Origin of the sequence: Saccharothrix variisporea, from assembly GCF_003634995.1 — a bacterium.
Classification (GTDB): Bacteria; Actinomycetota; Actinomycetes; order Mycobacteriales; family Pseudonocardiaceae; genus Actinosynnema; species Actinosynnema variisporeum.
This window is the reverse complement of the sequence record NZ_RBXR01000001.1, coordinates 3,515,899-3,527,828: the sequence shown is the minus strand read 5'-3', so window position 1 is coordinate 3,527,828 and position 11,930 is coordinate 3,515,899. Positions and strand designations below refer to the sequence as shown.

Annotated in this window: 8 protein-coding genes; 3 read left to right on the top strand and 5 right to left on the bottom strand. The window is 72.4% G+C overall.

The window, feature by feature from the left end; translation table 11 throughout:
* The first annotated feature begins 84 nt into the window (after positions 1-84).
* Positions 85-1,605, top strand: coding sequence for an alpha/beta hydrolase (locus DFJ66_RS15550; RefSeq protein ID WP_121222020.1), 1,521 nt, complete (start codon positions 85-87; stop codon positions 1,603-1,605).
* A gap of 208 nt (positions 1,606-1,813) precedes the next feature.
* On the top strand, positions 1,814-2,620 hold the full coding sequence (locus tag DFJ66_RS15545; RefSeq protein ID WP_121222018.1) for a mechanosensitive ion channel family protein: 807 nt from the start codon (positions 1,814-1,816) through the stop codon (positions 2,618-2,620).
* A gap of 194 nt (positions 2,621-2,814) precedes the next feature.
* Here DFJ66_RS15545 and DFJ66_RS15540 read toward each other — a convergent pair whose 3' ends face one another.
* Both DFJ66_RS15540 and DFJ66_RS15535 read right to left on the bottom strand, forming a co-directional pair.
* Positions 2,815-3,309 (bottom strand): hypothetical protein, encoded by a 495-nt coding sequence (locus DFJ66_RS15540; RefSeq protein ID WP_121222016.1) that lies wholly within the window; start codon positions 3,307-3,309, stop codon positions 2,815-2,817.
* 53 nt (positions 3,310-3,362) lie between these two features.
* Entirely contained in the window at positions 3,363-4,613 is a 1,251-nt protein-coding gene (locus DFJ66_RS15535) for a phytase (RefSeq protein WP_121222014.1), read from the bottom strand.
* 129 nt (positions 4,614-4,742) lie between these two features.
* Between DFJ66_RS15535 and pnuC the strand changes: the two genes are divergently transcribed.
* Positions 4,743-5,393 (top strand): nicotinamide riboside transporter PnuC, encoded by a 651-nt coding sequence (pnuC, locus tag DFJ66_RS15530; RefSeq protein WP_121222012.1) that lies wholly within the window; start codon positions 4,743-4,745, stop codon positions 5,391-5,393.
* Here pnuC and DFJ66_RS15525 read toward each other — a convergent pair.
* The 3 genes from DFJ66_RS15525 to aceE form a co-directional block, all read right to left on the bottom strand.
* On the bottom strand, positions 5,371-6,681 hold the full coding sequence (locus tag DFJ66_RS15525) for an ABC transporter substrate-binding protein (protein ID WP_170199423.1): 1,311 nt from the start codon (positions 6,679-6,681) through the stop codon (positions 5,371-5,373). The two genes, pnuC and DFJ66_RS15525, sit on opposite strands and share 23 nt — an antisense overlap.
* A gap of 11 nt (positions 6,682-6,692) precedes the next feature.
* Positions 6,693-8,681, bottom strand: coding sequence for a substrate-binding domain-containing protein (locus DFJ66_RS15520; protein WP_121222007.1), 1,989 nt, complete (start codon positions 8,679-8,681; stop codon positions 6,693-6,695).
* Between the two features lie 239 nt (positions 8,682-8,920).
* Positions 8,921-11,671 (bottom strand): pyruvate dehydrogenase (acetyl-transferring), homodimeric type, encoded by a 2,751-nt coding sequence (gene aceE / locus DFJ66_RS15515; RefSeq protein ID WP_121222005.1) that lies wholly within the window; start codon positions 11,669-11,671, stop codon positions 8,921-8,923.
* Positions 11,672-11,930 lie beyond the last annotated feature (259 nt).

Here is an 11,930-nt window from a genome sequence, read left to right as displayed (position 1 = left end):
TGACCTGCGGCGCGACCCGTCCTACCTTCGGGGAACGCCCCAGCGACCCTTCGGGGAACACCCCAGCGACCGTGGAGGTTGCCCGTGCGCAGGTACGTGTCCGTCGGCTTGGCGCTCGTCACCACGCTGGCGACAGCCGTCGTCCCGTCGTTCGCCACCGCCGACCCGCTCGCGCCGTACACGTCGCAGCAGCTCGCCTGGAAGCAGTGCAGCCAGAACGTCCCGAGCCTGGAGTGCGCGGACCTCGTCGTCCCGCTCGACTACAGCCGCCCGGACGCCGACCGCATCTCGGTCCGCGTCAGCCGCCTGAAAGCGCTCGACCAGGCACGGCGGCGCGGCATCCTGGTGCTCAACCCCGGTGGTCCGGGCGGGTCGGGGATCGGCATGCCGATCTTCCTGGCCAAGTCCGCACCGGCCCAGGTGTACGACCTGGTCGGGTTCGACCCGCGCGGCGTCGGCGGGTCCACCGCGCTGGCCTGCCAACCGGCGCCCGACTTCGCCACCGCGGACACCCGGCCGCCGGACTCCGAGTTCCCCAAGTGGGCGGCGGAGGCGCGGGCGGCCGAGGACGCGTGCCGGCGCGCGGCCGGCGGCATCCGGCCCTACATCAACACGCCCAACACCGCCCGGGACATGGACGTGCTGCGCGCGGTGCTCAAGGAGGAGAAGCTGAACTACCTCGGCTACTCCTACGGCACCTACCTGGGCGCGGTGTACGGGAGCCTGTTCCCGCAGCGCCTGGACCGCAGCGTGCTGGACTCCTCGGTGCACCCGGAGTGGATCTGGCGCGAGCAGTTCCGGGCGCAGGCGGTGGCGTACCGGCGCAACGTCGACCAGTGGGCGGCGTGGGCTGCGCAGCACAACGCGGTGCTCAAGCTCGGTGCCACGCCGCAAGAGGTGCTCGCGGGGCTGGAGGCCGTCGCCGCGTCCCTGGCCGCGAAACCCGTGGCGGGGCAGACCCGCACCACGTTCGACGCGGCCGTGGGCGTGGGCGCCCGTTACCGTCCACTGTGGGCGGAACTGGCGGCCGTGGTGGGGCAGTTGGCGACGGGCACGGCGTCGGAGTCCGCGCGGGTCCTGGCCGAGTCCGTGCGCAGCGAGTTGGTGCCCGGCGTGTTCAGCACGGTCATCTGCGAGGTCGACTGGCCGGCCGACGCCGAGACGTACTTCGAGGACATGCGCGTGTTCCGCGAGCGCTACCCGTACGGCTTCGGCGTGGTGCGGGCGGCCCCGACCACGTGCACGTACCGCTCCTTCACGCCCCCGGAGCCCGCCGTCGAGCTCAAGCGCAACGGCTACCCGGTCGGGGTGGTCGTGCAGGCGGAGGGCGACACGCAGACCCGGTACGAGGGCGGTCCGGCGATGGCGACGCAGCTGGGCCACCAGCTGCTGACCGTGCGGGACGAGGGCAAGCACGGCATCTACGGCAGCGGCAACAAGTGCGTGGACCGCGAGATCGACCACTACCTGGTGGACGGCGTGCTGCCGGACAGCTCGTCGTCGTGCGCGGGCGACCCGCGCCCCGACCCGACCGCGGCCGTCTCGGCGGCGCACGTGCGGTCCTACTTGGACAGCCGGGGCCTGGCGGCCTTCACCGGCCTGTAGGGGCCCGCGACGCGAAAACGCCCGGCACGCTCGTGAGCGTGCCGGGCGTTTCCCTCTCCCCGGTCCCCACCGGTGACTCCACTCTGGACTGTCGCCGGCCGAAGTGCCACGTCAGTCACCCTTTCGTGCCACTGCTTCAGGTTGCCGGGTGATGCGGGGTGGGAAACGATCTCCGCAAGCGTTGACAACTTCTGCGAGGAGGGGCGTCGTGGGCTCCCAGATCACCGAAGGACTCGGACAAGCGTGGGCGATGGTGGTCACGTTCGTGCCGAAGCTCCTCGGCTTCCTGCTGGTCCTGTTCATCGGCTGGCTCATCGCCAAGGCGCTCGCCAAGGCGGTCGGGTTCCTGCTCAACCGGGTGGGCTTCGAGCGCCTGGTGGAGCGGTCCGGCCTGCGCGGCGCGATGGCGAACTCGCCCGTCGACGCGTCCGGGTTGATCGTCAAGATCGTCTACTACTTCGTGCTGCTGATCGCGCTGCAGATGGCGTTCGGCGTGTTCGGCACCGGCAACGCGGTCAGCGCGCTGCTCAACGACGTCATCGCCTACCTCCCGCGGATCGTCGTGGCGATCGTGCTGGTGCTCGTGGCCGCCGCGATCGGCAAGGCGCTGCGCGGCCTGGTGACCGGTGCGCTGGGCGCGCGGCCGTACACGCGGATGCTGGGCGGCATCACCTACGGGTTCATCGTGGCGCTGGGCGTGATCGCGGCGCTGAACCAGTTGGGCATCGCGGTGTCGGTGACCATGCCGGTGCTCATCACGGTGCTGGCCACGGTCGCCGGCGTCATCGTGATCGGCGTGGGCGGTGGTCTGGTGCGGCCGATGCAGCAGCGCTGGGAGGGCTGGCTGGACCGCATGCAGCAGGAGGCGAAGAGCGCCCCCGAGCCCCGCAGGTCGCAGGACACGATGGCGACGACCCCGCCCCGCGTCGGCGCGACCACCGGCGGCCGCCCTCCGCAGATGGACACCCCGACCCCGCCGGCCGGCATGCCCATGCCCCCGACCGACGGCCGCTGACCCCGGCCGCCGCCTGCCGAACCGCCGCCGCCTGCCGAACCGCCGCCGCTCGCCGGGCCGCCGCGCCGCCGGCTGGGCCGAGCGGAGCCGAGCCGGAATCGCCGGCTGCGACCCGGCGTCGGTCGCCGAGCCCCTGTCGAGGAGCCCCGCCCCACCCACGGGCGGTGCTCCCGCGCGTCACGAGCCGAGCCCGTTCACGAGTGGGCGCGGCGGCGGGCGTAGGCGACGGTCAGCACCCCGACCAGCGGTCCCCACGCCAGCAGCGGCGCGTAGCACAGCGCCATGACCGTGCCCGCCGTCCCGCTCGGGAAGTCGGGGTGGTGCAGCGGACCGCTGTCCGAGAACGCGAGCACCACCGACACCGCCGTCACCGCCAGCGCGCCCACCCCCGCGACCCCCACGACCAACCCGGCCGGGATCGACCGGCCCGCGAGCCCCGGCACCCACCCCGGCACCCGCTCGCCCCACGGCCGCACGAGCCCGAAGGTCAGGAACGCGGCGGCCTGCGAGGCGATCGTCAGCACCCACACGTACGCCAGGAACTCCGGACCCCGGTACAGCTCGCCGAGCTGCCCGGTGAACCCGACGTCCACGCCGAACCCGGCGGCGACCCGCCACGCGCACGACGGCACGGTCAGCCACACGGTGAGCCACGCCAGCAGGTTCCGGGTCCGCGGTGCCAAGATCATGGTGCCGTTATATGCCCCTCACAGGTACCTGCCCCCCCACAGGTACCTGCCGCTCACAGGGTGTCGAGCACGTCTTCCCAGCTCACGTACGCGAAGCCGGTGGTCGGCAAGTCACCCACCGCCGGCATCCGCTCGCCGTCGTGCACGACCAGCAGGCCCTCCTCGTAGTCGTCCCCGAGGTCGGCGGTCACCAGTTGGGCGCCGTCGGAGTGCTCGACCGAGTCGTTGCCGTCGCCCGCGCCCACCCGGAACTCGCCGACGTACCGGTTGCGGCCGGTGCGCTCGTACACCACGAACCGCGAGTCACCCTGGCTGGACGCCACCAGGTGGTCGCCGCCGATGGTCAGGCCCTCCGCGTCCGCCTCCAGGTGGGTGCCGCCGAAGCCCGGGTCCGCGCCCGACCCCTTGCACTCCTCGGTCTCCGGGTCGTAGGTCTGCGGCACCCCGAAGGAACGCACGCGGTCGATCAGCTTCGGCGTCCCGAATCCGGTCGCGGTCAGCGGGATGCGCCAGATGCCGACGTCCTCCTGCGCCGCGTAGAGCACGTGGTTGGCCGAGTCCACCACCATGCCCTCCAACTGCGGACCCTCGCCCGGCTCCTCGCACGGCGTCCACGAGGTGCCGTCGGGGAGCGGGAAAGTGGACGGCAGGTCCACGGTCGACACCACCCGCGTGCCGACCGCGCCGCCGGCCGCCGGGACCACGTGCAGCAGCGCCACCCGGGTCTCGTGCCGCCGGTTCACCACGACCACCGGCGTGCGGTCGACCTGCCCCGCCGCCAACCCGTACGCGGTGCGCTGGTCGTCGACCTCGTCCTCATCAGCGGAGAACACCGGCCGCGCGGCCGGGTCGGTCACGTCCCGCACCACAGCCGACCCGGCCGCCGAGCCCCGCGGGTCGATCTCGTACACGCGCACCCGGTCCCGGCCCCGGTCGCTGACGAACGCCAGGTCCCGCCGGACCCCGCCGACCGCGACCCGGCTGAGCACGTCGACGTTGTTGAACCGGCCCGGCTTGGCGTCCGGGTTCGGCGCCTGCGGCGCGGGATAGGTGCCCAGGGTGCGGCCCTCGAGGTCGAACGCCGCCAGTCCGCCCTCCTTCACCGTGCCCAGCACGACACTGCGCTCGGGCGAACGGGGGTGGACCCAGATGGCGGGGTCGTCGGCGTCCGCGTTCGCGGGCACGCCGGACTCGTCGTCCACGAACGCACGGGTCTGCGTGACCGGCACGACCACGCCGGTGGACGCTGCCGCGACGGGCGCGGCGACCAACAAAGGCACCAAAGCCAGGACAAGGGCTCGCATTCGCGGCAACGTACGAGGCACCGATGTACGCCCGCTGAAATCCGGATGTACGCCTTGTGCCCACGGTCACACGTGGGGAACACATCGCCGCGGGGCGGTGTTCGGCGCAGTAGACGCTTGGAGGACGCGATGCACGTCTTGCTGGATCAGGGCTTCACCGTCTTCGGCCAGAAGGTGTCCTACGCCGAGTTCATCGGCCAGGTCTTCGCCCTCGTCGTGGTGTACCTGGCGCAGCGGCGCTCCCTGTGGACCTGGCCCGTGCAGCTGGTCTCGGTCACCCTGCTGTTCGTCGTCTACATCTCCGCCCACCTCGGCGGCACCGCCGCGCGGCAGGTCGTGATCGCGCTGATCACCCTGTACGGCTGGTGGGCGTGGACCCGGCGGCGCGACCCGGTCTTCGGCGTGGTGGTCCGCAAGGGCACCGTGAAGGAACGCCTGGCGGTGCTTGCCGCGTTCGTGGTGGGGACGACCGGCTTCGCCCTGGTCCTGGACGCCCTGCACGCCTCCTGGGCGCCGTGGCCGGACGCGGCGATCTTCGTGGGCACCGTGCTGGCGTTCACCCTCCAGGGGTTCGGCCTGGTGGAGTTCTGGCTGGTGTGGCTGGTGGTCGACGCGATCGGCGTGCCGTTGCAGATCCAGTCGGGCCTGTACTTCAGCGCGCTGGTCTACACGGTGTTCGCGGTGCTGGTGATCCGGGGCTGGATCGACTGGAACCGCGAAGCCAGGCGAGCCGCCACCACCATCCCCGCGCAGTCCCTCAACGACCCGACGAAGCCCTGACCACGTCCTCGGCCAACTGTCGGAGTTCGGCGTCCAACGCCTGCGGGTTGCCCAGCGCGTTGTGCACCGCACGCTGCACTACGCGCGTCAGTTCGTCGTAGTGCGCCGTGCGCGGGCGGTTTCGGGCATTGAGCACGGCCGCTTCAAGCACCACCAGGTGCGGCAACCGCGCCCTCAACTCCCGATCCTCGTACAGGCTCGCCAAGGTCGGCGGGTAACCCGCCTGGGTCAACAGGGCCGCCTGGCTCTCCTCCCCGGTCAGGAACTGGATGAAGTCGCGGGCGGTCGCCTGGTGGGCCGAGCACCGGGACACCGCCACGTTCCACCCGCCCAGCGCCGCCGGCCCCGGCAGCGCCGCCATGCCGAACCGGTCCTTCAACGGCGAAGCCTCCAGTTCCGCCCGCGCGTACGGCCAGGTCCGCAGGAACAGCGCCCGCCCCTCCAGGAACTCCTTCAGGCTCGCCGCCTCGTCGTACCGCAGCGCCTCCCGCGGTATCCAGCCCTGCTCCACCCCGCTCGCCAGCCGGCCCACGCCCGCCCGTGCGCCCGGCCCGTCCCAATGATCGGCGTCGCCGCCGTGGCCCCACACCGCCTCCAACGCGTTCACCGTCAGGCCTTCGTACTGGCCCAGCTGCCCCACGTACCCGGCGATCCCGTACTTCGGCGCGATGGTCGCGGCCTGCCGCTCCAACTCGTCCCACGACGTCGGGCGGCTCACGCCCTCAGCCGCCAGCAGGTCGGACCGGTAGAACAGCACGCCCGCGTCCGCCCGCCAGGGGACCGCCCACAGCCGCCCGTTGTCGCGGGCCGACTCCGCGGACGCGGGCAGGAAGCGGTCCGGTCCCATCTCGGCCTCGGGCAGCCGGGCCAGGTAGTTGGCCCGCGCGAACGCCGCCGTCCACACCACGTCCAGGGTGACCACGTCGTAGCACTGCGACCCGGCGTCCGCGCCGCGCCGGCCCGCCAGGTCGCCGGCGCGGGCCATCAGCTGGGCGCGGTAGTCGTCGGTCGGGGTGGGCATCGGCACGTACGTCACGGCCTCGACCGAGCTGCTGCGCGCGTTCCACGCCTCCACCCGCCGCCGGATCGGCCCGGTGGACGACAGGTCGTAGCTGTCCACGAACGTGATCGGCCCCCGCCCCTCGTACGCCGGGTCCACCGCCGGCACACCGCACCCGGCCACCACCAAGCACACCACCAGCCACCTGATCACCGGCCACCTGATCACCGGCCACCTGATCACCGGCCACCTGATCACCGGCCACCTGATCACCGGCCACCTGGTCACCGGCCACCTGGTCACCGCGCACCCCACAACCGGTCGGCGACCCAGTCCAACGCCCGCTCCGCATCCGCCGCGTCCGTGCAATCGCCCGGGTAGGCGGCGTCGAACGCGCCCAGCTGGCTCGTGGCCGCGCACGCGCCCCCCACCAGCCCGACGCCGTGCACCTCGATCGAGCCGTCCACCACCGGCCCCGGCCGGGCGGGCGTCGGCGTCGAGGCGATCACCACGACCGGGCGCCCGGAACCGTGCCGCCGCACCGCCTCCGCCACGACCCCCGCCGCCGTCTCGGGCGTGAACTCCAGCCGGGGCGCGTCGGGGGCCAGCGCGGCGATCCGGTCGGCCAACGCCCGAGCGGGCGCACCCTCGACGGCCAGCACCACGCCCTTCCCGCCGCTCGCCGCCCGCCACGCCGCGCGCACCGCCGCCGGGTCCGGGTCCACCACGGGCTCCAGCAGCGGCGGCTTCCCCCGCCGCACCCGCTCGCGCAGACCCGGGTCCCAGTTCACGTCCCGGAACCCCGCGCTGCGGAACGACGCCTGCCCGCCGTCCGTGAGCAGGTGCGCCAGGAACGCCGTCACCGCCGCCGCACGGCGCTCGTTGGGCGGCCGGTTCGCCCTTCGCACCTCCACGAACGGGTGGTCCAGGTCGATCGTGCCCTCCACCGGGTACAGCGGTACCAGGCACCGCAGCTCGTCGCGCCCGACCGCCTTCTCCGAGGCCAGCACGGCACCGGTCGCGTCCGGGCACACCGGTCCCGCGGTCGTGCGCAGCGCCGCTTCCCGCAGCCGGCGGGCCGAGGTCGGGTCGTCCAGCGCCGTCGCGCCCAGCTCGGCGCGCACGACGGCCACCGCCGCCGCCAGGCCCGCGCCCGACGCCGCCGGGTCCACCGCGGTGAGCCGGAACGCGCCCAGGTCCCGCCACCGGAACGACCCGTCCGCGGTCGCCCGGTTCGGCGCGACGCCGAGCACCAGCGGCGAGTGCGCGACCGTGCCCCGGTGGACCAGTTCGACGTTCCCGTCGCCGTCATGCAGCAGCCGCTGCGCCTCGGCCGGCTCCCACCGCACGTCCGGCAGCCACACGTGCGGTTCGGGGCCGTTGGCCGCCAGGTCGTTGTCCGTCCAGCCCTCGCCGATCGCCGACACCGCCGCCGCCGAGGGCCGGGACGTCACGTGCACCCGCGCCCGCTTGCAGCCGGTCGGGTCGCGGTAGGCGTCGGTGAAGTCCGCCGCCAGCCGGCGCACCACGTCCGCCTTCTCCGCCGAGGACAGGACGTTGACCTGCACCGGTTCCGGGCACGGCAGCGCCGCCGGCGCGCGGGCGGCCAGCGCGTCGCAGGACAGGAGCACGGCCAGCAGCGGCACCAGCGACACCACCGACCAGCGCGGGCGGGGCAGGCGGCGGCGCGGTTCGGGCTTGGGGTGGTCGGGGCGGGAGATCCAGGCTTTGCCGTGGACCTCCTTCACGTCCACCGCGACCTCGCGGTAGGAGTCCGGGTCGCACACCGGGTCGTCCCGCACGACGTCCCGGTAGAACCGGTCGGACACGATCAGCGCCAGCTCGCCGGGCCGCCGCCGCAGCTCCTCGCGCAGCGCGGTCGACTCCAGCAGCCGGAACGCCAGCACCAGCCCGTCGCCCATGACGCCGTTGCCGTCGCTGGACACCTCGCCGGAGGTGATCGCGGCCCGCAGCCGGATCACGGCGTCCTCGGCCGCCGCCTTGTTGTGCCTGCGCAGCTGGCCCGCGAGCACGTGCGGCAGGGAGCCGACCACCCGGCCGTTGGGCACGCCGTGCGGCACCAGCACGAACAGCCCGTCGCCGCGGTCCTCGTGGTAGGTGCCGTCCCAGTCGTCGGTCCACGGGATGCCGCACTCGGCGAACGCCCGCACCAGCGCCTCGTACAGGCCGCGCCGCACCGCCTCCTGCTCGGTGCGTCCGCGCGCGCCGAAACCGGACACGTCCACGGCCAGGATCGTGCGGTGGACGGCGGGTCGAGGCGTCCCCATTGCCCCCCTCGTCGCCGGGCTCACCCCATTCTATGGTGTGGATCACAGGGGTTTCACCGCTTCGACGCGGACAGGCGACGCCATCCAGTGCGCTCTACAAGCCCCACGGTCGCTCGAAGGGTCCCCGCACCTGCGCCACAGCGGTTGGAGGCCGCAGCGGGGCTCTCAGGGGCCAGGAAACGGCGAACGCCGGGACTCCACCCGATCAGGTGGAGTCCCGGCGTTCACCGGGGAATGCGTCAGGCGAGACCGGCATCCGTGGTGGACGGGCCGGCGGCCTGAACGTCGTCGATCTTGTAGCGGCGGGCCGCCTCGACGACCTTCGCCTGGTCGACCTCGCCGCGCTTGGCCAGCGCCTGGAGCGTGGCCACCACGACCGACTCGGCGTCCACCAGGAAGTGGCGGCGGGCGGCCGGGCGGGTGTCGGAGAAGCCGAAGCCGTCCGTGCCCAGGGTGACCATGTCGGTCGGCACGTACGGGCGGATCAGGTCCGGCACCGCCGACATCCAGTCCGACACCGCCACGACCGGGCCCGCCGCGTCGGCCAGCGCCTGCGTCACGTACGGCACGCGCGGCTCCTGGTCGGGGTGCAGCAGGTTGTGCCGGTCGACCTCCACGGCCTCGCGGCGCAGCTCGGAGTACGACGTCGCCGACCACACGTCCGCCTGCACGCCCCACTCGTCGGCCAGCAGCTGCTGCGCCTTGACCGCCCACGGCATCGCCACGCCCGACGCGAGGATCTGCGCCCGCGGCCCGGAGGCCGAACCGCCCTGCTGGTACCGGTAGAGGCCCTTGAGCAGGCCCTCCACGTCCAGGTTCTCGGGCTCGGCAGGCTGCTGGTAGGGCTCGTTGTAGACGGTGATGTAGTAGAAGACGTTCTCGGCGTTCTCGCCGTACATCCGCCGCAGACCGTCCTTGACGATGTGCGCCACCTCGAACGACCACGCCGGGTCGTAGGCGATCACCGCCGGGTTGGTGTGCGCCAGCAGCAGCGAGTGGCCGTCGGCGTGCTGGAGGCCCTCGCCGGTCAGCGTCGTCCGGCCCGCCGTCGCGCCCAGCACGAAGCCGCGCGCCATCTGGTCGGCCGCCGCCCACAGGCCGTCACCGGTCCGCTGGAACCCGAACATCGAGTAGAAGATGTAGATCGGGATCATCGGCTCGCCGTGCGTCGCGTACGACGTGCCGGCGGCGGTGAACGACGCCGTCGAACCGGCCTCGTTGATGCCCTCGTGCAGGATCTGACCCTGCTCGGACTCCTTGTACGCCAACATGAGCTGCGCGTCCACGGACGTGTAGAGCTGCCCGTTGGGGTTGTAGATCTTCTGCGCCGGGAACATCGAGTCCATGCCGAACGTGCGGGCCTCGTCCGGGATGATCGGCACGATCCGGCCGCCGATCTCCGGGTCCTTGGCCAGGTCGCGGACCAGCCGGACGAACGCCATCGTCGTGGCGACCTCCTGCTTGCCCGAGCCCTTGCGCACCACGTCGTAGACCTTGTCGCCGGGCAGCACCAGCGCCTTGGACTTCGCCCGCCGCTCCGGGACGAACCCGCCGAGCTGCTTGCGGCGCTCCAGCAGGTACTGGATCTCCGGGGCGTCGTTGCCGGGGTGGTAGTACGGCGGCAGGTACGGGTCGAGGTCGGCGTCGGAGATCGGGATGCGCAGGCTGTCCCGGAAGAGCTTCAGGTCCTCCAGGGTCATCTTCTTCATCTGGTGCGTGGCGTTGCGCGCCGCGAAGTGCGGGCCCAGGCCGTAGCCCTTGATGGTCTTGGCGAGGATGACCGTCGGCTGCCCGTGGTGCTCCACGGCCGCCTTGTACGCCGCGTAGACCTTGCGGTAGTCGTGGCCGCCGCGCTTGAGGTTCCACACCTCGTCGTCGGACATGGGCGCGACCAGTTCCTTGGTGCGCGGGTCGCGGCCGAAGAAGTGCTCCTTGACGTACGCGCCGTCGTTGGCCTTGTAGGTCTGGTAGTCGCCGTCGGGCGTGGTGTTCATCAGGTTCACCAGCGCGCCGTCGCGGTCGGCGTGCAGCAGGGCGTCCCACTCACGGCCCCAGATGACCTTGATGACGTTCCAGCCGGCGCCCCGGAAGAACGCCTCCAGCTCCTGGATGATCTTGCCGTTGCCGCGGACCGGGCCGTCCAGGCGCTGCAGGTTGCAGTTGACCACGAAGGTCAGGTTGTCCAGCTGCTCGTTGGCCGCGACCTGGAGCAGGCCGCGCGACTCCGGCTCGTCCATCTCGCCGTCGCCCAGGAACGCCCAGACGTGCTGGTCGGAGGTGTCCTTGATGCCGCGGTCGTGCAGGTAGCGGTTGAACCGCGCCTGGTAGATCGCGTTCATCGGGCCCAGGCCCATGGAGACGGTCGGGAACTCCCAGAAGTCCGGCATCAGCCGCGGGTGCGGGTAGGACGGCAGGCCGCCGCCGGGGCCGGCGTGCGAGTACTCCTGGCGGAAGCCGTCGAGCTGCTCCGCGGTCAGGCGGCCCTCCAGGAACGCCCGCGCGTACACACCGGGTGACGCGTGGCCCTGGATGAACACGTGGTCGCCACCGGACGGGTGGTCTTTGCCCCGGAAGAAGTGGTTGAAGCCCACCTCGTAGAGGCTCGCGCTGGAGGCGTAGGTCGAGATGTGCCCGCCGACACCGACGCCCGGACGCTGCGCCCGGTGCACGGTGATCGCCGCGTTCCACCGGATCCAGGCGCGGTAGCGGCGCTCCACCTCCTCGTCACCGGGGAACCACGGCTCCCGCTCGGTGGGGATGGTGTTGACGTAGTCCGTGCTGGTCAGCGCGGGTACGCCGACGTGGCTCTCCCGCGCGCGCTCGAGCAGGCGCAGCATCAGGTAGCGGGCTCGCTGCTGACCGCCGCCCTTGAGCACGGCGTCGAACGACTCCAGCCACTCCGCGGTCTCCTCCGGGTCGATGTCCGGCAGGTGGGCGGCCAGGCCGTCACGGATGACGCGCACCCGTTCGGGAGTGTTCTGCGGGCTCAAGGGATCTCCTCAATCCGGGGTTCTCTGGTTCCCATCGTTGCCTTCGAGACACCGTCCCGTCACCGCTACCGGTGAGTAGTTCTGGATCGTGTCCCTCGCGCGCGCGAATAGGAGGTATGTAGAGCGTGCCTCATCCGGATGGAGGACCGCATCCGGGGGTACCCGATGCGGCGTGTCCCGCCGCTTACGGTTGCGCTTGCCTGGTGTGACAGTGTTCGCTAACCGCGACTGGTAGTGACGTCGCGCGGCAGTCGAACCC